The organism is Collimonas sp. (assembly GCF_035566375.1).
Lineage (GTDB): Bacteria > Pseudomonadota > Gammaproteobacteria > Burkholderiales > Burkholderiaceae_D > Collimonas.
This window is the reverse complement of sequence record NZ_DATMRK010000029.1, coordinates 86567-107984: the sequence shown is the minus strand read 5'-3', so window position 1 is coordinate 107984 and position 21418 is coordinate 86567. Positions and strand designations below refer to the sequence as shown.

Here is a 21418-nt window from a genome sequence, read left to right as displayed (position 1 = left end):
ATCGTCGCAAAGGAGGATGTATGAGCACAGTGACTTCGCCCGCCGCCGTCGCCCCCAATCGCTGGCGGCAACTGGTGGCGGACTGGTCCTCGGACCGGCAGGCGTTCCAGGTGTCCTGGGGCAAGGCGATGATGTGGATCTTCCTGCTGTCAGATACCTTCATCTTTAGTTGCTTCCTGACCGGCTACATGACGGTGCGTATCTCCAGCACCGTTCCGTGGCCCAATCCGAGCCTGGTGTTCAGCCTGAAGATCGGCGGCGCCGAGGTGCCGTTGTTATTGATCGCCATCATGACCTTCGTCCTCATCAGCAGCAGCGGCACGATGGCGATGGCGGTCAATTTTGCCTATCGCCGCGAGCGGGTAAGGGCGGCCATATTGATGTTTGTCACAGCCGGCTTCGGCGCATGTTTCGTCAGCATGCAGATGTTCGAATGGACTAAGCTGATCGTGCAGGAGGGAGTGCGCCCCTGGGGCAATCCGATGGGTGCAGCGCAATTCGGCTCAACCTTTTTCATGATCACCGGTTTCCACGGTTTGCATGTGACGGCCGGTGTGATTTACCTGATTACGGTGGCCGTGCGCTTGCTGCGCGGCCGTTATGACGAAGGCACCAAGGCAGGCGGCAACTACCAGATCGTCGAAATCGCCGGTTTGTACTGGCACTTTGTCGATCTGGTCTGGGTCTTCATTTTTGCCTTGTTCTATCTTTGGTAGGTGCGCTCATGACTTCCGCCACAGGACAACAACATCCGATCAGCCTGTATCTGAAGATATGGGGCCTGCTATTTGTACTCAGCACGTTTTCCTATCTGGTCGACTACTTCAATTTTCATAGCTACCTGCGCTGGACCCTGATCCTGGTCTTGATGCTGATGAAGGCGGGGCTGATCGTCGCCTTCTTCATGCACATGGCCTGGGAGCGGCTGGCGCTGGTTATTGCGATCTTGCTGCCGCCGATGTGCCTGCTGGTGCTGGTCGGCATGATGGCGACCGAAGCCGATTACACCTTCTTGACCAGACTTTTGTTTTTCCGCTAGATTCAGGCCAGACTGCTTCATGCCAGAATACTCCAGGCCATCAAGGCAGATAGAACCAGGAAGGGGAAAGAGTACAGGTGGAAGCGCAGCCACAGATGGCGCTCAGGAGCCATGCGCAGCGCGATGATGTTGGCCAGCGAGCCGATCGCCAGGCCGAAGCCGGCGGCGTTGACGCCGTATGCGATCACCTTGTAGGCGGTGGAGTAATTCACCAGCAGGATAGCGGCTGGAACATTGCTGACGATTTGCGAGCCGAGCAGGGCGCTCATAAACAGTTCAAACCGGGAAAAATGCGGAATCGCTGCCACCCACTCCTGGACCATATGCAGCTGCGTCAGCAAGCGGATGTCGATGAACATCAGGATGAAGACCAGGATCAGGCTCCAATCGACTTTGGCCACGATCTCCCGGCAAAACAGCAGCGCGGCAGCCGCCACTCCCAGCAAACCCCAGCCCGGATGGCCTAGTTCCACCATCGCCAGGAACGCCAGATAGAGCAGCCCGCATGTCCTCAGCAGCCCGACCCGATAGGCGGCCGGATCGTCCTCCAGCTCAACGTGTATGGTTTGTTTGGGGAAGCAGAACCAAGTCGCCAGTAGCAGCAGCAAAAAAATCGCCAACGCCAGCGGCGCCATCTGCCAGGTGAATTCGGTAAAGGACAGGTGCGAACGCTGCCACAGCAGGATGTTTTGCGGGTTGCCGATCGGCGTCAGCAGCGAGCCGGCATTCACCGCCAATGCTTCAAAGATCACCAGGCGGCCGATCGGCAAGCCGCTGATACTGCCCAGGCCGACCGTCAGCGGAACCATGACGAACAACGCGATGTCGTTGGTCAGCAGGGTAGATAGCAGCGCCGAGGCCGACACCAGAAAGATGGCCAGCACGCGTTCCTGCTGCAGTCGATTGATGATGCGGCGTCCCAGATGTTCCAGGTAGCCGCTGACTTCGATGCCCTTGGTCAGCAACAGCATGCCGGCCAGGGTCGCGATGGTATTCCAGTCGACCCAGTGCCGATATTCCGCCAACGGTTGCGGCGACAGGGTAGAGAGCAGGATGGCGACGAGCAGCAACAGGTGCATCAGGCGATCGCGTAGAAACGGCCGGCAGATTTGCTCGATGGGGGATGGCGGATGGATTGACTCGGTGGCAACAAGCATGAATGTTTTTTATATCGACGAGCGAATTGATTTTGTTGTGCAAATTTTATGCAAATGCGATGTTTTGCGAAGCAGGCAGTCTGGCATAATTGTTCATCCTGCCTTGAAATTTGCGTCGGTGACCTTATTTTAAAGGCACTTCTTTCCCATTCTGGAGTTTTTTACATGAAACGTATTTTCCTGTTCCTCGCTACCAATATTGCGGTGATGGTTGTGATGAGCATCGTTCTGTCGCTGCTGGGCGTGGACCGTTTCCTGACGCGCGCCGGCCTTAACCTGCCGATGCTGATGGTGTTTTCGCTGGTGGTCGGCTTCACCGGTTCGATTTTCTCTCTGCTGATCAGCAAGCAAATGGCAAAGTGGTCGACCGGTGCGCGTGTCATTACTGCGCCATCCAATTCGACCGAGTTGTGGCTGATGGATACGGTAAGCAAACTGGCGCAACGCGCCGGCATCGGCATGCCGGAGGTGGCAGTGTATCAGGGCGATCCGAATGCATTTGCCACCGGTGCTTTCAAGAACGCGGCGCTGGTGGCGGTTTCCACCGGCCTGCTGGAAAGCATGACCAAGGAAGAAGTCGAGGCCGTATTGGGCCACGAGATCGCTCACGTCGCCAACGGCGACATGGTGACCATGACCCTGATCCAGGGCGTGGTGAACACTTTTGTGGTGTTCCTGTCGCGTGTCATCGGTTATGCTGTCGATCGCGCTTTGTCGCGTGATAATAATAGCGGTCCTGGCATCGGTTATATGGCGACTGTGCTGGTGTCGCAGATTGTGCTGGGGATAGGGGCGTCGCTGATTGTTGCCTGGTTCTCGCGGCATCGCGAATTCCGCGCCGATGCCGGCTCGGCCAAATTGCTGGGCAGTGCATTGCCGATGCAAAGGGCGCTGGCAAGGCTGGGCGGGATTGAGCCAGCGACATTGCCGGAGTCGATGGCGGCACTGGGCATCAATGACAAGCCGGGTTTCATGGCGCTGTTTTCCAGCCATCCGCCGATAGAACAACGCATAGCAGCTTTGCGTAATCCGCAAGTCACTGCCTTGTAATTTCTTTATACGCAAGGCGGCGCTAGTCTTAGGGCTAGCGCCGCTTTTCATTTTCAAAATAGCGAGCCATGAGCCAGTTTTTCCAAATTCATCCAGACAATCCGCAACTGCGTCTGATCAAGCAGGCGGTGCAAATCATCCAGGCCGGCGGCATCGTCGCGCTGCCCACCGACTGCTGTTATGCGTTGGTTTGCCAGCTCGATAACAAGGATGCGGTAGAGCGCGTCAGGCGTATTCGTGGTGTCGACGACAAACACCATCTGACCATGCTATGCCGCGATTTGAGTGAAATTTCGCTGTACGCCAAAGTCGATAATCGCCAGTTTCGCCTGCTGAAAAGCGCAACGCCGGGTGCTTTCACCTTTATTCTGGAGGCCACCAAGGAAGTGCCGCGCCGCCTGAGCCATCCGGCGCGCAAGACTATCGGCCTGCGCGTGCCGCAGCACGGAATTGTGAACGCCGTACTGGAAGAGCTGGGGCAGCCATTGATCGGCACCACATTGATTTTGCCGGGTGAGGCCCAGGCCTTGACCGATCCGGAAGAAGTGCGCGATCAACTGCAAAAGCAAATCGAGCTGGTGATCGATGGCGGCGCCTGCAGCCTGGAGCCGACCACGGTGATCGACTTGACCAGCGATGAACCGGAGCTGATACGTCAAGGGCGCGGCGACGCCGGTCTGTTTGGTTTGTGATGATCGAGATGAGGGCGCGGTTGTCGCTAGCCTATGCTGCGCCATTATTGTCTTTTTGTAATTTTCTCGCCGTTCGACACAAGCCGCTCACAGACCTTTTGTCGCCTGCTGCGTCGTGGCCGTGCGCCCCTCTGATAGAATCCCGCCCATGAACGATCTTATCCAAACCGTCGCTGTATACGCCTTGCCCGTATTGTTTGCCATTACGCTGCATGAGGCTGCGCATGCCTACGCCGCCAAGTATTTCGGCGATTCCACGGCCTACATGCAAGGCCGCATGAGCCTCAACCCGATCAAGCATATCGATCCCTTCGGGACGGTCCTGATTCCGATATTGCTGTATTTTTCTACCGGCGGCGCCTTTCTGTTCGGTTACGCCAAGCCGGTGCCTATCAATTTCGGCCAGTTGCGCAAGCCCAAGCGCGACATGGCCTGGGTCGCGCTGGCTGGGCCGGCGGCGAATCTCTTTATGGCGTTGCTATGGCTTGTGCTATACCAATTGTCGTTTCAGTTTTCCGGCCCCGAAGAATTTCTTGCCTTGATGGCTAAAGCCGGCGTTCTGGTTAATTTGGCATTGTTTGCCTTCAATCTGTTCCCAATTCCTCCATTAGATGGGGGCCGCATCCTGACCAGTTTGCTGCCGCATAAATATGCATATCAGTTTGCGAAAATCGAGCCATATGGGTTTTTTATTGTGCTGGCACTGCTTTTTATTAAAATTGGTGGTGTGTCGCTGTTGTATCTCTGGGTTAATCCAGTCCGTTCGTTTGCGCTTGATTTGCTGCAACTCATCACCTTGCCGATTTCCTTTTTACTCCGTTAAATTAATCACCCATGTACCCTGACCGTGTTGTCTCTGGTATGCGCCCGACTGGCGCTTTGCATCTTGGCCACTATCACGGCGCCTTGAAAAACTGGATAAGGCTGCAATCCGAATTGCCTTGCCTGTTTTTTGTCGCCGATTGGCATGCGTTGACTACGCATTACGACGATCCCAGCCAGATCGAAACCAATACCTGGGACATGCTGATCGACTGGCTGGCGTCAGGGGTCGATCCCTCGCAAGCCACGCTGTTCATCCAGTCCAAGGTGCCGGAGCACGCCGAACTGCATTTGCTGCTGTCGATGGCAACCCCGCTGGGTTGGCTGGAGCGGGTGCCGACCTACAAGGATCAGCAGGAAAAACTGAGTGACCGCGACCTTGCGACCTATGGTTTTCTCGGTTACCCGCTGCTGCAAGCCGCCGACGTCCTGATTTACCGCGCCAGCCAGGTGCCGGTGGGTGACGATCAAGTGCCGCACATCGAAATGATGCGTGAAATCGCGCGCCGTTTTAATCATCTGTACGGCAAGGAAAAGGGTTTTGAAGAGAAGGCCCAGGAAGCCGTCAAGAAGCTGGGCAGCAAACGCGCCAAGCTTTACAACGAATTACGCACCGAGTTCCAGCAGCAAGGCAGCGAGGACGCGTTAGGGCAAGCCAAGGCTATGCTGGATGACGCCCAGAACCTGTCGATGATCGACCGCGAGCGCTTGTTTGGGTTCCTCGAGGGCAGCCGCAAGCTGATTCTGTCAGAGCCGCAGGCGCTGCTGACCGAAGCCTCGCGTTTGCCGGGGCTGGACGGTCAGAAGATGTCGAAGAGCTATGGTAACGCCATCGCCCTGCGTGAAGACAAGGATGTGGTCACCAAGAAAGTACGGACCATGCCGACTGATCCGGCGCGGGTGCGCCGCACCGATCCCGGCGATCCGGATAAATGCCCGGTCTGGCAATTCCATCTGGTGTATTCCGACGACGCAACCCGGCAATGGGTGACCAAAGGCTGCCGCAGCGCAGGTATCGGTTGCCTCGAGTGCAAGCAGCCCGTAATCGACGCCATTATTAAAGAGCAAGAGCCTATGCACGAACGCGCCCAGCAATATCTGGACGATCCTTCGCTGGTGCGGGCGATTGTCGCGGATGGCTGCGATCACGCGCGCAAGCTGGCGCAGGATACGATGCGCGATGTGCGCGAGGCGATGGGCCTGAGTTATAGCTGAAGTTATAGCTGAAGCCCGGGCAGCTGTTCCTGACTTAATCATTCAATTCGTCAACTCAACGGATAGCAGAAGATAACGGTAGGTGAGCGTGTCGATAAATTTGGTGTCCCCGTGGATCCGCCGCTTCGGCGGCTTGATACCGGCCGGTACGGTATTGGATCTGGCTTGCGGCAATGGCCGCCACGCCGTATGGCTGGCGCAGCAAGGCCAAGGCCTGGCGGTGCTGGCGGTTGATCGCAATCCTGAGTTGCTGGCAGAGATCCAGGCGGCCGGCGTAACGACGCGCCAGATCGACCTGGAGGATGGTCCAACGGACGCTCTGACGGATTTATTCCAGGCGTCTCGGTTTAGCGCCGTGGTGGCGACCAATTACCTGCATCGGCCATTGTTCCCTCTGATATTGGAAAGCGTGGCCAAGCACGGCGTCCTGCTATATGAAACGTTTGCAGCCGGCAATGAGCAATTTGGCAAGCCGTCCAACCCCGATTTTTTACTGCAACCCGGCGAATTGCTGGCCTTGCTGGCAGCCGATACGGCCAGTTGCTGGCATGTGCTGGCCTTCGAGGATGGTTTTATAGAAGGGCCGAAACCGGCTATGGTGCAGCGGATTTGCGCGATTAAACAAGCCGCCGGCCCAGCTTCGACCCTGCGTATCGCATAAGGAATCTAGCGGGCGGCAGAGGCGGATTGCGATAAATTTCCGCGTGGAAATTGTATTTGTAACTTGTTTTACAAGCGGAAATACCCCATAGCCGCGGCGATCCGCTACAATCAGTCTTTTATTTTTTCGCATTCACGATCATGATCAAGGGCAGCATTGTTGCAATCGTTACTCCCATGCATACCGACGGCAGCCTCGACTTGCCAGGTTTGCGAAAGCTGATTGACTGGCATATCACTGAAGGGACTGACGCCATCGTTATCGTCGGCACTTCCGGCGAGTCGCCGACCGTCACGGTGGAAGAGCACTGTGCCCTGATCAAGCTGGCGGTCGACCATGCGGCCAAACGAATTCCGATCATTGCCGGCAGCGGCGGCAACTCCACTGCGGAAGCAATCCAGCTGACCCGTTTTGCCAAGGAAGCCGGCGCTGACGCATCGTTGCAGGTTGTGCCTTATTACAACCGGCCGACGCAAGAGGGCATGTACCAGCATTTCAAGAAAATCGCCGAATCGGTCGATTTGCCTGTCATTTTGTACAACGTCCCCGGCCGTACCGTGGCGGACATGAGCAACGAGACTATACTGCGTCTGGCCCAGGTGCCCGGGATCATCGGCGTCAAGGATGCCACCGGCAATATCGGCCGCGGTTCGGATCTGATCCGTCTGGCGCCTGCCGATTTTGCCGTGTATTCCGGCGACGACGCTACCGCCATGGCGTTGATGTTCTGCGGTGGCAAGGGCAATATTTCGGTGACCGCCAATGTCGCCCCGCGCGACATGCATTTGTTATGTGTCGCGGCAATGAACGGGAATGTGGCCGAAGCAGTCAGACTGAACAACAAGCTTTTACCGCTGCATAATAAATTATTTGTTGAGCCGAATCCTTTGCCTGTGAAATGGGCGCTCACGGAGATGGGCATGATGTCGGACGGAATCCGTTTGCCATTGGTGCCGCTGGCTGCCGAGTTTCATGCAACGGTGCGGGCGGCGCTGCGTGAATCGGGTGTATTAAAATAAACTGCGCTGACAGGCGTTTCCATTTCTCTCGTCTTTTTGATCCTGTATCCACATGACTATTCGCAAGAACATTCCATCGACTCAAATCAGTTTCACACAACGTGGCCTTGTCGTCGCTCTGGCGCTCGCCGGTCTGGCAGGATGCTCGTCGATCAGTTCAGTGCTTGAACCGGATCGTATCGACTACAAAAGCGCAGGCAAGGTGACGGCGCCAAAACTGGATATCCCGCCTGATCTGACCCAGTTGCAGCGCGAGAATCGTTATGCGATTCCTGAATCGAACGCAGGTACTGCAACCGCTTCCGGCTATAACCTTGAGCAGGGCGCTCGCCCAGCCGAGGCTGCTGCGGCAATCGCACCTAACGCAGCGCCTGACATGCACATTGAACGCGATGGCTCGCAGCGCTGGCTGGTGGTCAACGCCAGTCCTGAAAGCTTGTGGCCTAAGGTCAAGGATTTTTGGCAGGATTCGGGTTTCCTGATCAATGTCGAAAATTCGGAAACCGGTGTGATGGAAACCGACTGGGCTGAAAATCGCGCCAAGATTCCACAGGACTTTGTACGCAATACGCTGGGCAAGGTATTTGACTCCCTGTATTCGACCGGTGAGCGCGACAAATTCCGTACCCGCCTGGAGCGCGGTCCTAACGGCACAACCGAAATCTATATCAGCCATCGCGGCGCGGAAGAAGTATTGTCCGGCGCGCAAAAAGAATCGAGCATCTGGACTGCACGCGCTCCTGATCCGCAACTGGAAGCAGAATTCCTGTCGCGTTTGATGGGGCGTCTGGGCAATGACCAAGTGAAAGCCAAGGCAGCCGTTGCCAACGCGCCATCGTTGCAAGCACGCTCCAAGCTGGTGAAGAATGCCGCTGGCGATTATGTTCAGATAGATGAGGGCTTCGACCGCGCGTGGCGTCGTGTTGGCCTGGCGCTGGATCGTGTCGGTTTCACGGTGGAAGATCGTGACCGTACGCAAGGTCTGTACTTCGTGCGCTACGTTGATCAGGATGCAGACGCCAAGGACAAGAAATCGGATAAGGGTTTCTTTGCCAAACTGTTCAGCAGCTCGGATAGCGACAAGGCAAAGAATGCAGCTAGCTACCGTATCTCGGTCAAGGGTTCTGACGCCGGCAGCCAGGTGGCTGTGTTAAACAAGGATGGCAAACCTGAACTGTCGAAAACTTCCGACAAGATTCTGGCTTTGCTGAACGAGCAGTTGAAGTAAGTTGTTCGGTAAGTCGTAAAGACGCAATGCGCCAGCCTTCCTGTCGGGACTACCCTTGAAATTCGCAAGTCTGGGTAGTGGCAGCGAAGGCAACGCATTGCTGATTTCAGCAACATCAGGCAGCACGAGCACCAACGTGATGCTTGATTGCGGCTTTGGCATTCGGGAAACCGAACGCCGCCTGGCCCGCCTGGGCCTGGATGGCGCCGCACTCTCTGCAATTATCGTCACTCACGAACATCAAGATCATATCGGTGGTGTTTTCAAATTCGCCCGCCGTCATCGCTTGCCAGTGTGGCTCACCTACGGTACTTATCAAGCCTTACGCCAGGACAGTGCTGCTGATGTTGCGCTCAGTTTTTGCCGCGATGACGATACCTTTGCCATCGGCGATCTCCAGTTAATGCCCTACACGGTTCCGCACGATGCGCGGGAGCCGGTTCAGTACGTCGCCACGGATGGCAATCGCCAGTTGGGTGTGCTGACCGACGCCGGCAAGCTTACCGAACATCTGGTGCAAGCGTTAAGCGGTAGCGATGCGCTGGTGTTGGAGTGCAATCATGATCGCCAGATGCTCAGCGATTCGGCTTATCCGGCATCATTGAAGCGCCGTATTGGCGGCCAGTATGGCCATCTGTCGAACGATGCGGCGCGTGAAATTCTGGCGGCGCTGGATCAGTCGCGCTTGCGTAGGGTGGTCGGCGCGCACCTGAGTGCGCGCAACAATTTGCCGGAACTGGCGCATGCGGCGCTGTGCGGCGCACGGCATAGCGAATCAATGGAGGTGACGATAGCGTGCCAGGAAGAAGGCTTTGGCTGGATAGAGATGTGATGCCAGAAATGTGAAACGTGGCGTGATCAATTACCGCGAGGCGCGGACTCGATCTTTACCCGATGGTCTGGAAATATGCCGGGCAATAAAAAAGCCGACCCAAGGGTCGGCTTTTTTTAAGCAACCAATGATTACTTGGAAGCAGCAGGTGCGGCAGCAGCTTTAGCAGCGTCAGCAGCAGCGTCAACAGCTGTGTGAGCAGCATCAGCAGCAGCGGAACCAGCAGCGGCAGCAGCAGTACCGGCAGCAGCAGCTGCGTCGGATGCAGCGGAACCAGCGGCAGTTGCAGCAGCAGCAGCGTCGGATGCAGCAGAAGCAGCAGCGGCAGCAGGAGCAGCCATTGGAGCTGCAGCAGATGCGTCAGCAGCAGGAGCTTCGTCTTTTTTGCCGCAAGCAGCCAGAGTCAGAGCCAACAGGGATGCGATCAACAGTGTTTTTTTCATGAATGTTCCTTCAGTAGTAATCAAAAATTTTGCGATGAATAATTACCGGTAATTATCGCTCTACAGGATGTTTTCGCAGTGCTTTGCCGGGACTGCGCATCGCGATGCAACAAAAACTTTCCAGCTCAGAATTATAGCCGGAATTTGTTAAATAAGACATTAACGGTTTGCTATTTGGTAAGAATTTGTATCAACGCAACAGAGATTTCGTATGTCCGGGTAGGCGCTTCAATTGTATTGTCGAGTGGTGGTAGCTGCACCCAGTCAATTTGTCGTTGAAAATATATTCGCCGTCGTCGCATGACTGCTCGTGGTAAATACCTTTGGACTACTGTTTTTGGCGCTTGTTTGTTAAATAACGTCAATTGCGAATAATATTCATGCAAATCTGACCAAATATTAGTTTCGGTATTTTTTATTATTGACGGCATTAAAATAAAGTCTTATTTGTTCTATTTCGATGCTTTAGACGAGCCACTTCAATCTCGTCTGCTTATTTAAAACGCAGCTATAAAACCTAGCTGCTTATTACATTATTCTGGAAGGCGGCGTGCTTCAGGTATTGTCGCCATACCTGAAGCACCGGGGTGCGCTCAGCCGAGCGTAATCCAGCCGTCTTCGTACCAGGTGTACAGCGCTTCCAGTACATCGGTCGAGACTTTTGCTGCGGCTTCGCTATCGAGCCGGCGGTGGTCTGCCAGCAGTGTCAATGATGTTTTATCGGCACGTCCTGCGGCGAATGATTCGCCGTTGATAAATACATGTTTGCCGCGATACAGCATCTGGGTTTTGCGCGATAACGCCACGCCGCGTTTGTTTAATGCGGCAGTAAAGCGAGCCAATGTCAGGGGCCGCGCCGGTGATTCGAAAAACACGCTGGCCTTCGGTTCAGACAGATACTCGCCGACGAAAATGGCAATATCGTCCTCAGTGAAGCGGACTTTGTTGAGTTCATCCGAGATTTGCGTCAGCATGCCGGCGCTGATTTCCGCCGGATGTTTGCTGGCTTGCAGATCCGGATCGGCATAGCGCCCGGGCAGGTCGATGGAATCCGCCATGAATTGCAGGAACGCTTCGCCCAGTTCTTGAAACGGCGGAGCGCGAAAGCCGATCGAATAGGTCATGCATTCGCCAATGGCAGTGCCGTCGTGGGCGTATTGCGGCGGCAGGTAAAGCATGTCGCCGGGTTCCAGAATGAATTCCTGCTCGGGCTCGAAGTTCTTGAGTATCTTCAGCGCGCTGCCTTGCACCAGAGTCAAATCCTGGGTGGCGCCGATTTTCCAGCGCCGCTGGCCGTGGGCCTGCAGCAAGAACACGTCGTAAGAATCAAAATGCGGGCCGACGCCGCCGGTATCGGTGGCGTAGCTGATCATCAGATCATCCAGCCGTGCATCGGGAATGAAGCGGAACTGCCGCAACAGCGCATCGGCGCTATCGTCGTGCAGGTTGACGCCTTGTACCAGCAGGGTCCAGTCTTTTTTATCTGTGCCCGGCAGATCCTTGACCGGACCGTTGGTGACTTGCCATTGCTGCTTGAAATGGGTGACCAGGCGCGATTCGACGTCGTCCCGCTGGGCCAGTTCAAACAGGGCTTCGGGCGACAGCAGGGGAGTGAAGCCGGGAATCGCCTGACGAATCAGCAAGGGTTTTTTATGCCAGTAATCGCGTAAAAATTGCGCGGGCGACAGGCCGCCCAGGAGTGTGAAATTTTTCATCCCGACATTATATCGGGTTGCATGGCTTAGACTTAGAATCAGGGCTGGGATGATGATTCGACGCCCAGTCAAGGCGCTCTGACTAGCGCGATTGAGGCGCTTGCGTAATTTTTTGCTGCATCGGCAAGGCTGGGCCGTCCGGGCGGGTATAATCCGAACGCATGTTAAATGAAAGGAATGATCATGAAGATTGCCAAAAATACGGTAGTGACTGTACGCTACAAATTGTCAGATGCCCAAGGCAATCTGATCGAAGAAAGCAGCGAGCCGATGGTGTATTTGCACGGCGGTTATGAAAACACGCTGCCGAAAATCGAAGAAGCACTGGATGGCAAGGAAGTCGGCTATCAAACCGAACTGCAAGTTGAGCCGGACGATGCGTTTGGCGAGTACGACTCGAATCTGGTCAAGATAGAGCCCCGCAATCGTTTGCCGACGCCGCTGGAAGTCGGCATGCAATTTGAAGGCACGCCGGACAACGAGGATGACGAAGAGCAAGCATTGATTTTTACCGTGACTGACATTGCCGACGACAAGGTGGTACTCGACGGTAATCATCCGCTGGCCGGGATTGCTCTGCGTTTCGATCTGAACGTGACGGAAGTCCGTGCCGCGTCGGAAGAAGAGATCGCCCATCAGCATGTGCACGGTGCGCACGGCCATCATCACGACGATCTGGACGACGATGGCGCTGACGATCATTTCCGCAGCCATCCTATCCACTAACTCGCTAGTGTTTTGCGCCGGAGCAGTCATGACGGCGCATGAAAAAAAGCCGCAGATCTGTATGTTCTGCGGCTTTTTGTTTTCAGACGGCTGTCCGCGCCACGGTTAGCGTCGCGAAAGGGGCTGCTGATCGGCTGCTTTACCGAGTTCGAACAACTTGGGGTTGGCCGGATCCACAGTGACCTTGAGCCAGCCGGCGGGGACTTCCAGATCGCCCAGATTGCGTTGCCAGATGATGGCCGGCGGGTTTGATGAGTCGGCCCCGGGGCGTCCCTGTCCGTGGATTAGCAGCACCTTGCCGTCAAAATGCGCGGCGTACGAATTGATGCGCTGGCGAATCTCGGAAAAGCCGTCGCGCTTGACATTAAAGTCGAAAACCCGATGGCGCTGGGTGGCCAGAGGGTCGCCGTCGCAAAACAGGACTACCGCATCGGATTTTTTTTGCGCCGCATTCAGGAAAATCCGCTGCAGCCATTCCCGGTTGGCGATTTGCCTGTCTTCAAATTCGCTGTTGCGGCCACCTTCTGGCAGATAGTGATTGTTGGCGGCAGGCAGGTTGATCGTGGCAAATACCACATTGCCGATTTCCCAGCGTGCGTTCTCTACATAGCTGCGGAATTTTGGCGAGGTCGATTGCCTGATCAGCGGGATCTTGCTGTCGCCGAAAGAAAATTCGTCAGAAAAGAACAGCTCGCGGATCCGGCCCAGGCGCTCTATCGCTGCCGAGCGGTCGGCCGCGGTCCTGCATGTCACCCAATCGCTGGCGGACAAGGATACGATCAAGCCGTTTTTTGCGCTGCTCAGCAATGCCTTGCGCTGGCCGTATAACTTGTCGGTACACGGTTCGCTGCTGGCCTTGATGCCATTTGCCACCACGAAGGCAAGATTATCGGCGTCGGTTTCGCTGATTGCGTTGCGTAACGCCGTTTCATCCGCATGGTTGCGAAACACATGCGCGATGACGCCAAAACTGAAACCGGTGGTTTGCGCCAGCGCCGCACCGCAACTTGCCGCCAACACGAACGCCAATGCAAGCAGCATCAGCGATTGCGCTAGCCGAAGCGGCAATCTGCGGCGAGGGTGAGGGTGAGGGCGAGCCAGCGCATCCATCAGTTTTTTTGCCCGGCTTTTTGCTCAATACTGAGGTGCTTCAGGCGATATAACTGCTCCAGGGCTTCGCGCGGCGTCAATGCGTCAGGATCGATGCTGTCCAGGGCAATCATCAATTCACTCGGCAGGGCTTCATCGTTGCCGCTTTCTGCATCCGCATCCATGCTGGCGGCTTGCGTAAACAAGTCGAATTGCGGCGTCTGCTGCACCGATTGCGATTCCAACAAAGCCAAATGCTTGCGGGCGGCGCGGATCACCGGCGCCGGTACGCCCGCCAGTTGCGCCACCTGCAGACCATAACTCTGCGATGCCGGACCGGCTTGCACTGCGTGCAGGAAAACGATGCTGTCCTTATGCTCGACCGCCGACAAATGCACATTGGCCGCCGATGGATGCAAATCCGGTAATTGGGTGAGTTCGAAATAGTGGGTGGCAAACAGGGTGAAGCTGCGGGTGACGTCGATCAGATGACGGGCGATCGCCCACGCCAGCGCCAGGCCGTCGAAGGTCGAGGTGCCGCGGCCCACTTCGTCCATCAGCACCAGCGAGTTTTCGCTGGCGCCGTTGAGGATGGCTGCCGATTCAGTCATTTCCACCATGAAGGTGGAGCGGCCGCCGGCCAGGTCGTCGGCCGCTCCGATACGGGTAAAGATGCGGTCGATCGGGCCCAGCACAGCGCTGTCGGCGGGCACGTAACTGCCGACGTAAGCCAGCAGGGTGATCAGCGCCACCTGGCGCATGAACGTCGATTTACCGCCCATGTTGGGGCCGGTGATCAGCAGCAGTTTGCGTTCGGTCGATAGCTGGCAATCGTTGGCGATGAAGCGTTCAATCTGCTTTTCGACCACCGGATGGCGGCCCTGCGCGATCTGAATCGCCGGCTCCGTCACCAGCTGCGGCACGCACCAGTCGTGGCGTGCGGCGTGATCGGCCAGCGCCACCAGCGTATCGAGTTGCGCCAGGGCGTGGGCGATGTTTTGCAAAGTACCGATCTGCGGCGCCAAGTCCTGCAAGATCTGTTCGTACAGCGCTTTCTCGCGTATCAATGCGCGCTCTTGCGCCGACAAGGCTTTGTCTTCAAACGCTTTCAATTCCGGCGTGATGTAGCGCTCGGCGTTCTTCAAAGTCTGACGGCGGCGGTAATCGTCTGGCACCTTGTCGGTCTGGCCGTGCGTGACTTCGATGTAAAAGCCATGCACCTTGTTATATTCGACGCGCAGGTTAGCAATCCCGGTGCGGGCGCGTTCACGCGTCTCCAGATCGACCAGGAACTGGCCGGCGTTTTCCGAAAGCCCGCGCAGTTCATCCAGTTCGGCGTCGAAGCCGGTGGCGATGACACCGCCGTCGCGCACCATGGTCGACGGCTCGGTGGCGATCGCGCTCTGCAGCAGTTGCAGGCAATCGACCGGGGTTTCCAAGGCGATCTGCAATTCTTGCAATAACGGAGCTGGCGAGTCGCTGCCGCACATGGCGATGTCGGCGCGCAGCGAATCGAGCTGCAGCAAGCCGTCGCGCAAACCGGCCAGGTCGCGTGGCCGCGCCGACAGCAAGGCGATGCGCGCGGTGATCCGTTCGATATCCGGTACCGCGCTCAGGGTGCTGGAAATGGCGCTGCCGCAATCGGCTGCAATCAAGGCGCCGATCGCCGCATGGCGGCCGCGGGCGACGTTCTGGTCGCGCTTGGCGTGATGCAGCCAATGGCGCAGCAGGCGCGAACCCATCGCGGTGCGGCAGTGGTCGAGCAGCGAAAACAGGGTCGGCGCGCCGGATGAAGCATCCTGGCCGCGTATGGTTTCGGTGAGTTCCAGGTTGCGCCGGGTGGCGGCGTCGAGGCCGATGAATTCGTTTTCGGTTTCGACCGTGAGGGTGCGTACATGCTGCAAGCCCTTGCCCTGGGTCGACTGGGCATAGCGCAGCAAGGCGCCGGCAGCGCCGATCGCGGCGCTCAAGCTTTCTGCGCCGAAGCCGCTCAGGTTGCTGACTGCGAGTTGGTCGAGCAGGGCTTTCTGGCCGTGGGCGATATCGAAGTGCCATTCCGGCACGGTGGTAGCCTTGTCGACCACGCTGTTGGCCAGCATCGCCTGGACCATGTCGGCCACCAGGATTTCCGCCGGCGCGATCCGTTCCAGCTCTTGCTTGAGCAAGGTATCCAGGGTGGCCGGTTCGCAAGCGAACTCCATCATCTTTAGCGCGCCGCTGGCCATCGATAGCCATGCCAGGCCGACTTTGACCGCCTTGCGCTGCTGAGTCACGTACAGCGCCAGCAACGGCTGGTCTGACTTTTCCGGCAGCAGGTTGGAATCGGTCAAGGTGCCGGGCGTAATCACGCGCAGCACTTTTCTGTCGACCGGCCCCTTGCTGGTGGCTGGATCGCCGATTTGTTCGCACAGCGCCACCGATTCGCCGAGCTTGATCAGCTTGGCCAGGTATTGATCGGCAGAGTGAAACGGTACGCCGCACATCTTGATCGGCGCGTTGTTATAGGTGCCGCGAGCGGTCAGCGTGATGCCTAGCAGGCGCGCGGCTTTTTCCGCATCGTCGAAAAACAGTTCGTAAAAATCCCCCATCCGATAGAACACGAGCGTGTCCGGATAGTCGGCCTTGATGCCGAGATATTGCTGCATGCCGGGTGAAACTTTTTGTGCCGCTACCGTCATCGGGCGGCCCGTTGCTGAAGATTTGATCGCATTGAATTGGTTCTTTCTCAAGCGCTGAAGTGCGCTTGATTGCTAGGGCCTGTTAACAATTGATTTGGGAGTGCGAACGCGCGGCAGGCGTTGCGTGCCTAGGCGCGGTGACGCGAGGTAGCGGTGCTACCGAATGTTACGACATGGAGCCGCAACAACGGCATGCGACGCCTGCAGCCGTTCCCGGAGGGTTCCAACCAAAACGTGCGCTGACCGCGTTGCATGGCTTGCTGGGGCACCAGCCCCAGCTACGCCACGCGCCTTGCCAGCACACGTTTTGGTTGGAACGCATCTCCCAAATCAATTGTTAACAGGCCCTAAAGTATTCGGGAATAGGCGATATTGTAAGCGGAACAAGGCGCAGCCGCTATTTCTTTGCGGTCTGGCGGATGGCTGCGCCGGCTCTCTATCGCGGTGGCGCGCTATCCTGGTAAAACATTTCCCGCATCAGGAATTGTTGCAGTTCGGCGGTATCTTTCAACCGGGCGCTGAGCGTAATGACACGGCCCAGGCGTTCCGAGCGCCAGGGAATATCCGTGCTGGTTTTTTTGCGAATCATTTCTATCATTTTATTGACGATAGCCACTTCGATACTTTCTTCGCTGCCGCGCTCAACCGGAATATTCTGCTGCGCATTGCGGCTGGAGCCGACGTTCCAGCCACGGAAAATCAGATCGGCGCGGAACGGTGTTTTGTCGCGCACCTGGAAAATGCCACCGGATTTGTCTTTATCGATACCCATCCAGCCTCTTTGCGCCTGGATGTTAGCGCGGGCGATGTCGTTCGGCGATTGTGGCGCATCTTCGGCGGCGCTGGTTTCACCGGCCAGTGCACGTTCCTGGGCCTGGGCCGCTTCGCGTTTCTCGCGCGCCGCCTGGATATGCGAAGAAAAATCTTCCTGCACCGATTGCTCGTATTTGGGCGCGTCCGGCTGTGGCGTGACAATCGTCGGCGTGATTGCCGTGATCGATTTTGGCGCCTGCGTGATTTTTGGCGTGGCCTTGCTCGGCTTGACTGGCGTCGGCGCGGTTTTTGGCTTGGGCGGCGTCTTGACTGGTTGCGGCGGCACGCTGCGCGGCGCCGGCGCCAGGGTGATGCTGACTGTTCCCATATTGCCGGGCGCCGGCGATGGCATCTCGATCGGCAACTGAGTCAGCAGGTACCAGATGCCAAACACGTGCAGCGAGACCGAAATCAGGATGCCGATGATCTTCGGGATGCGGCGCTGATTGGCCCGCTGGCGCTCGACCCATGACGATTTATGTGGCTTTATATTTGCGTTGACCATGCGCTTGCTCATATCATCGCAGCCAGTTCAAGACGCCATTGCCGGCAGCCCGGCCGGAGGCCAAACAGGCGCTCAGCAAATAGCCGCCGGTAGGGGCTTCCCAGTCCAGCATTTCGCCGGCGCAAAAGACGCCCGGCAAGGCCTTCAGCATCAGTTGCTGGTCAAGCGCTTCAAAGGTCACGCCGCCGGCGCTGCTGATGGCTTCATCGATAGGGCGGGGCGCCAATAAAGTCAGCGGCAACGCCTTGATGGCGTGCGCCAGGCGCAATGGGTCGGCAAAATCGGCAGCCGGCACCAGTTCTCTCAGCAAGCCGGTTTTCACCCCTTTCAAGCTCAAGCGGCTTTGCAAGTGGCTGGACCAGGAGCGTGCACCGCGTGGCCGTGCTACTTCGTCGATCACCCGTTGCAAAGGCCAGTCCGGCAGCAGGTCGAGCTGGATCACAGCCTTGCCGTCGGCGGCAATACGATTGCGCAAGCCGGCCGACAGGGCGTAAATCAGGCTGCCCTCGACGCCGTCGGCGGTAATCACAAACTCGCCTTGCTTGCGGAATGCAGGTTCGTCGCCAGCGGCAGAGTCAACAGCGATGGCGACCGATTTCAGATGGTGGCCGGCAAAGCGCTGGCGGAAATATTCGCTCCAGCCAATGTCGAATCCGCAATTGGATGGCAGCAGCGGCGCTATCGCAATTGCGCGTTGGGCCAGCAGCGGCACCCATTTGGCGTCCGAACCGAGGCGCGCCCAACTGCCGCCGCCTAGCGCCAGTACGACGGCGTCGGGGCTGACGGTGTGCGGTTCTTGCGGGGTCTCGAAATTGAGTGCTCCAGCTTGGTCCCAACCGAGCCAGCGATGGCGCATATGAAACCGCACGCCGGCCTGGCGCAAGCGATGCAGCCAGGCGCGCAGCAGCGGCGCGGCTTTCATGTCGGTCGGGAACACGCGGCCGGAGGAGCCGATGAAGGTGCCGATTCCCAGCGCATGGACCCAGGCCCGCAGCGCGTCCGGATCAAACTGGTCTAGCAACGGCGCGATCTGCGGACGGCGTGATCCGTAGCGCGACAGGAAGCTATCGTAGGGTTCGGAATGGGTCAGGTTCATGCCGCCTTTGCCGGCCAGCAGGAATTTGCGGCCGACCGACGGCATGGCGTCGTAAACATCGACTTGCAAGCCGCCTGCGGCCAGCACCTCGGCCGCCATCAGGCCGGCAGGTCCGCCGCCAATGACGGTTACTGCTTTCTTTTGCATTCCGGGATTATTCAACGACGTCATCTGTTATTAGATGCCAATCCGATAGTTGGTTTAGGGGGTGTTCGCGGGAAGACTTGCAGGGACTGCCATAAAATTCACCAGGAAATCTAATGTGCTTATGTCGCGCAGGATCTGTCGCAGGAAACGGTTTGCAACTTTACCATATCGTGAGGATGAATATGGCCTGGAAGCGAGGCGGGCCGGGCATGTAAATTGAGCACCGGCAAGGGAATGAAAGCAAAAAGAGGCCGGTTTGGGCCGGCCTCTTTTACACAGAGTTACATTTTTCTTGCTAAATAAACGCTAGGAAACAAACGCGTATATTGCTTAGCGCTTCAGCTGGCTGATGTCGCGCACTGCGCCACGGTCGGCTGAGGTTGCCATCGCGGCATAGGCTTGCAATGCTTGCGACACATAACGCTGGCGATTGGCCGGTTTCCAGGCGTCCTTGCCTTTGGCATCCATCGCGACGCGTCGTTGCGCCAGTTCGGCATCGCTGATTTTCAGGTGCATGCGGCGTTCCGGGATGTCGATTTCGATGATATCGCCTTCTTCGACCAGGCCGATGGCGCCGCCTTCGGCCGCTTCCGGCGAAGCATGGCCGATCACCAGGCCGGAGGAGCCGCCGGAGAAACGGCCGTCGGTGAACAGTGCGCAGGACTTGCCCAGGCCTTTGGATTTGATATACGAAGTCGGGTACAGCATTTCCTGCATGCCGGGGCCGCCTTTCGGTCCTTCGTAGCGGATGATGACGACGTCGCCGGCATGTACCGTGTCGCCGAGAATCGCTTCCACCGCGTCGTCCTGGCTTTCAAATACGCGAGCGCGGCCGCTGAACTTGAGAATGCTTTCGTCGACGCCGGCGGTTTTGACGATGCAACCGTTTTCCGCCAGGTTGCCGTACAAGACCGCCAGGCCGCCATCTTGCGAATAAGCGTGGGCTTTGTCGCGGATGCAGCCGTTGCTGCGATCGGTGTCGAGGCTGGTAAAGCGCTTTTCCTGAGAAAACGCAACCTGGGTCGGAACGCCGCCGGGCGCTGCGCTAAACAGCTTATGCACCGCCGCATCCTGGGTTTGCGTGATGTCGTTATTGGCGATAGCGTCGCCCAGCGTCTTGCTGTGGATGGTCGGGCGGCTGGTGTCGAGCAAGCCGGCGCGCGCCAGTTCACCGAGAATGCTGACGATGCCGCCGGCGCGGTGCACGTCTTCGATATGGTATTTGTCGGTCATCGGCGCCACCTTGCACAGGCAGGGCACGTGGCGCGAGATGCGGTCGATGTCGGCCATCTTGAAATCGACTTCGGCTTCCTGCGCTGCGGCCAGCAAGTGCAGTACGGTGTTGGTCGAGCCGCCCATGGCGACGTCGAGGGTCATGGCGTTTTCAAACGAAGCCTTGCTGGCGATGTTGCGCGGCAGGACCGAGTAATCGTCTTGCTCGTAATGGCGTTTGGCCAGCTCCACGATCAGGCGGCCGGCGCGCAGGAACAATTCCTTGCGATCGGCATGGGTGGCGAGAATGGTGCCGTTGCCGGGCAAGGCCAGGCCGAGTGCTTCGGTCAGGCAGTTCATCGAATTGGCGGTGAACATGCCGGAGCAAGAGCCGCAGGTAGGGCAGGCCGAGCGTTCGATTTCAGCGATATCGGCGTCGCTGACGGAAGCATCGCCGGCCTTGATCATGGCGTCGACCAGGTCGATCTTGAAAACCTTTTGATCGATGACAGCCACGCCTGGCAGCTTTTCAACTACCTTGCCGGCCTCCATCGGGCCGCCGGAAACGAACACCACCGGGATATTCAAACGCATCGCCGCCATCAGCATGCCCGGCGTGATTTTGTCGCAATTGGAGATGCACACCATGGCGTCGGCGCAGTGGGCGTTGACCATGTACTCGACCGAGTCGGCGATCAGTTCGCGCGAAGGCAGCGAGTACAGCATGCCGCCGTGACCCATGGCAATGCCGTCATCGACTGCAATCGTATTGAATTCCTTGGCGACGCCGCCGGCCGCTTCGATCTCGCGCGCGACCATCTGGCCCAGGTCCTTGAGATGGACGTGGCCCGGGACGAATTGAGTAAACGAGTTGACCACCGCAACGATCGGCTTGTCGAAATCGCCGTCTTTCATGCCGGTGGCGCGCCACAGGGCGCGGGCGCCGGCCATGTTGCGGCCGTGGGTGGTGGTGCGGGAACGATATTGCGGCATGATTTACATCTCCAGAAATGATGGCTTGAGGCTGACGATAGAGTGCCTTGCCCATAAGGCTGTGTCAAATATATGATTTGTTGCCTATTAATATGTAATGCATATATATTGCTTTGATGGTTTATGGATAACTGAATGCGGATTTGCGGATTATTTTGTATTTAACTTCTTTTATTTTTATAAATATTAGAAAAAAATTCTAATAAATCGCAATTTCAAGGGTCTTCTTGCAATAATTTTCCATGTCGACGACTCTACAATAGACGCTGGTAATGTCGCCGTACAG

At 57.2% G+C, this 21418-nt stretch carries 19 protein-coding genes; 11 read left to right on the top strand and 8 right to left on the bottom strand.

Features of this window, described 5'->3' with window-relative positions:
• Positions 1 to 20 precede the first annotated feature (20 nt).
• Both VNZ60_RS08575 and VNZ60_RS08570 read left to right on the top strand, forming a co-directional pair.
• Complete coding sequence (locus VNZ60_RS08575; protein WP_325658099.1) at positions 21 to 716, top strand: heme-copper oxidase subunit III family protein; 696 nt, start codon at positions 21 to 23, stop codon at positions 714 to 716.
• Positions 717 to 724: 8 nt separating this feature from the next.
• Positions 725 to 1039, top strand: coding sequence for a cytochrome C oxidase subunit IV family protein (locus VNZ60_RS08570; protein ID WP_325658097.1), 315 nt, complete (start codon positions 725 to 727; stop codon positions 1037 to 1039).
• A gap of 17 nt (positions 1040 to 1056) precedes the next feature.
• Here VNZ60_RS08570 and VNZ60_RS08565 read toward each other — a convergent pair whose 3' ends face one another.
• Positions 1057 to 2196, bottom strand: a complete 1140-nt coding sequence (locus tag VNZ60_RS08565) for an SLC13 family permease (protein ID WP_325658095.1) — start codon at positions 2194 to 2196, stop codon at positions 1057 to 1059.
• A 165-nt stretch (positions 2197 to 2361) separates the two neighbouring features.
• Between VNZ60_RS08565 and htpX the strand changes: the two genes are divergently transcribed.
• The 8 genes from htpX to VNZ60_RS08525 all read left to right on the top strand — a co-directional run bounded on the left by htpX (position 2362) and on the right by VNZ60_RS08525 (position 9715).
• The gene (gene htpX / locus VNZ60_RS08560) at positions 2362 to 3246 is read left to right on the top strand and encodes a protease HtpX (RefSeq protein WP_325658093.1); all 885 of its coding nucleotides are present in this window, start codon (positions 2362 to 2364) and stop codon (positions 3244 to 3246) included.
• Positions 3247 to 3314: 68 nt separating this feature from the next.
• Entirely contained in the window at positions 3315 to 3938 is a 624-nt protein-coding gene (locus VNZ60_RS08555) for an L-threonylcarbamoyladenylate synthase (RefSeq protein WP_325658091.1), read from the top strand.
• Positions 3939 to 4086: 148 nt separating this feature from the next.
• On the top strand, positions 4087 to 4761 hold the full coding sequence (locus VNZ60_RS08550; RefSeq protein ID WP_325658347.1) for a site-2 protease family protein: 675 nt from the start codon (positions 4087 to 4089) through the stop codon (positions 4759 to 4761).
• 11 nt (positions 4762 to 4772) lie between these two features.
• Positions 4773 to 5975, top strand: coding sequence for a tryptophan--tRNA ligase (locus VNZ60_RS08545; RefSeq protein WP_325658089.1), 1203 nt, complete (start codon positions 4773 to 4775; stop codon positions 5973 to 5975).
• Positions 5976 to 6078: 103 nt separating this feature from the next.
• The gene (locus VNZ60_RS08540) at positions 6079 to 6636 is read left to right on the top strand and encodes a class I SAM-dependent methyltransferase (protein WP_325658087.1); all 558 of its coding nucleotides are present in this window, start codon (positions 6079 to 6081) and stop codon (positions 6634 to 6636) included.
• A 140-nt stretch (positions 6637 to 6776) separates the two neighbouring features.
• Positions 6777 to 7655: a 4-hydroxy-tetrahydrodipicolinate synthase gene (gene dapA / locus VNZ60_RS08535; protein WP_325658085.1), complete on the top strand. Its 879-nt coding sequence runs from the start codon at positions 6777 to 6779 to the stop codon at positions 7653 to 7655.
• A 52-nt stretch (positions 7656 to 7707) separates the two neighbouring features.
• Positions 7708 to 8883: an outer membrane protein assembly factor BamC gene (gene bamC, locus VNZ60_RS08530; protein WP_325658083.1), complete on the top strand. Its 1176-nt coding sequence runs from the start codon at positions 7708 to 7710 to the stop codon at positions 8881 to 8883.
• A 55-nt stretch (positions 8884 to 8938) separates the two neighbouring features.
• Positions 8939 to 9715, top strand: coding sequence for an MBL fold metallo-hydrolase (locus VNZ60_RS08525; protein ID WP_325658081.1), 777 nt, complete (start codon positions 8939 to 8941; stop codon positions 9713 to 9715).
• A 131-nt stretch (positions 9716 to 9846) separates the two neighbouring features.
• Here VNZ60_RS08525 and VNZ60_RS08520 read toward each other — a convergent pair whose 3' ends face one another.
• The gene (locus tag VNZ60_RS08520) at positions 9847 to 10158 is read right to left on the bottom strand and encodes a hypothetical protein (RefSeq protein ID WP_325658079.1); all 312 of its coding nucleotides are present in this window, start codon (positions 10156 to 10158) and stop codon (positions 9847 to 9849) included.
• Positions 10159 to 10751: 593 nt separating this feature from the next.
• Entirely contained in the window at positions 10752 to 11873 is a 1122-nt protein-coding gene (locus tag VNZ60_RS08515; RefSeq protein ID WP_325658077.1) for a cupin domain-containing protein, read from the bottom strand.
• A 183-nt stretch (positions 11874 to 12056) separates the two neighbouring features.
• On the opposite strand from VNZ60_RS08515, the gene VNZ60_RS08510 reads away from it, so the two are divergent.
• Positions 12057 to 12599, top strand: a complete 543-nt coding sequence (locus VNZ60_RS08510) for an FKBP-type peptidyl-prolyl cis-trans isomerase (RefSeq protein WP_325658075.1) — start codon at positions 12057 to 12059, stop codon at positions 12597 to 12599.
• A 105-nt stretch (positions 12600 to 12704) separates the two neighbouring features.
• On the opposite strand, the gene VNZ60_RS08505 is transcribed toward VNZ60_RS08510, so the two are convergent.
• From VNZ60_RS08505 to ilvD, 5 genes are all read right to left on the bottom strand, one after another.
• The gene (locus VNZ60_RS08505) at positions 12705 to 13640 is read right to left on the bottom strand and encodes a hypothetical protein (RefSeq protein ID WP_325658073.1); all 936 of its coding nucleotides are present in this window, start codon (positions 13638 to 13640) and stop codon (positions 12705 to 12707) included.
• Between the two features lie 68 nt (positions 13641 to 13708).
• On the bottom strand, positions 13709 to 16366 hold the full coding sequence (gene mutS / locus VNZ60_RS08500; RefSeq protein ID WP_325658345.1) for a DNA mismatch repair protein MutS: 2658 nt from the start codon (positions 16364 to 16366) through the stop codon (positions 13709 to 13711).
• Positions 16367 to 16802: 436 nt separating this feature from the next.
• On the bottom strand, positions 16803 to 17684 hold the full coding sequence (locus tag VNZ60_RS08495) for a hypothetical protein (RefSeq protein WP_325658071.1): 882 nt from the start codon (positions 17682 to 17684) through the stop codon (positions 16803 to 16805).
• 13 nt (positions 17685 to 17697) lie between these two features.
• Positions 17698 to 18927 carry a TIGR03862 family flavoprotein gene (locus VNZ60_RS08490; protein ID WP_325658068.1) on the bottom strand — a complete coding sequence of 410 codons (1230 nt, stop codon included), beginning with the start codon at positions 18925 to 18927 and terminating at the stop codon, positions 17698 to 17700.
• A 330-nt stretch (positions 18928 to 19257) separates the two neighbouring features.
• Complete coding sequence (gene ilvD / locus VNZ60_RS08485; RefSeq protein WP_325658066.1) at positions 19258 to 21132, bottom strand: dihydroxy-acid dehydratase; 1875 nt, start codon at positions 21130 to 21132, stop codon at positions 19258 to 19260.
• Positions 21133 to 21418 lie beyond the last annotated feature (286 nt).

Coding starts and splice junctions, on each gene's coding strand:
- VNZ60_RS08575 (WP_325658099.1), top strand. CDS start 21: ATGAGCACAGTGACTTCGCCCGCCGCCGTCGCCCCCAATCGCTGGCGG.
- VNZ60_RS08570 (WP_325658097.1), top strand. CDS start 725: ATGACTTCCGCCACAGGACAACAACATCCGATCAGCCTGTATCTGAAG.
- VNZ60_RS08565 (WP_325658095.1), bottom strand. CDS start 2,196: ATGCTTGTTGCCACCGAGTCAATCCATCCGCCATCCCCCATCGAGCAA.
- htpX (WP_325658093.1), top strand. CDS start 2,362: ATGAAACGTATTTTCCTGTTCCTCGCTACCAATATTGCGGTGATGGTT.
- VNZ60_RS08555 (WP_325658091.1), top strand. CDS start 3,315: ATGAGCCAGTTTTTCCAAATTCATCCAGACAATCCGCAACTGCGTCTG.
- VNZ60_RS08550 (WP_325658347.1), top strand. CDS start 4,087: ATGAACGATCTTATCCAAACCGTCGCTGTATACGCCTTGCCCGTATTG.
- VNZ60_RS08545 (WP_325658089.1), top strand. CDS start 4,773: ATGTACCCTGACCGTGTTGTCTCTGGTATGCGCCCGACTGGCGCTTTG.
- dapA (WP_325658085.1), top strand. CDS start 6,777: ATGATCAAGGGCAGCATTGTTGCAATCGTTACTCCCATGCATACCGAC.
- bamC (WP_325658083.1), top strand. CDS start 7,708: ATGACTATTCGCAAGAACATTCCATCGACTCAAATCAGTTTCACACAA.
- VNZ60_RS08520 (WP_325658079.1), bottom strand. CDS start 10,158: ATGAAAAAAACACTGTTGATCGCATCCCTGTTGGCTCTGACTCTGGCT.
- VNZ60_RS08515 (WP_325658077.1), bottom strand. CDS start 11,873: ATGAAAAATTTCACACTCCTGGGCGGCCTGTCGCCCGCGCAATTTTTA.
- VNZ60_RS08510 (WP_325658075.1), top strand. CDS start 12,057: ATGAAGATTGCCAAAAATACGGTAGTGACTGTACGCTACAAATTGTCA.
- VNZ60_RS08505 (WP_325658073.1), bottom strand. CDS start 13,640: ATGCTGCTTGCATTGGCGTTCGTGTTGGCGGCAAGTTGCGGTGCGGCG.
- mutS (WP_325658345.1), bottom strand. CDS start 16,366: ATGACGGTAGCGGCACAAAAAGTTTCACCCGGCATGCAGCAATATCTC.
- VNZ60_RS08495 (WP_325658071.1), bottom strand. CDS start 17,684: ATGGTCAACGCAAATATAAAGCCACATAAATCGTCATGGGTCGAGCGC.
- VNZ60_RS08490 (WP_325658068.1), bottom strand. CDS start 18,927: ATGCAAAAGAAAGCAGTAACCGTCATTGGCGGCGGACCTGCCGGCCTG.
- ilvD (WP_325658066.1), bottom strand. CDS start 21,132: ATGCCGCAATATCGTTCCCGCACCACCACCCACGGCCGCAACATGGCC.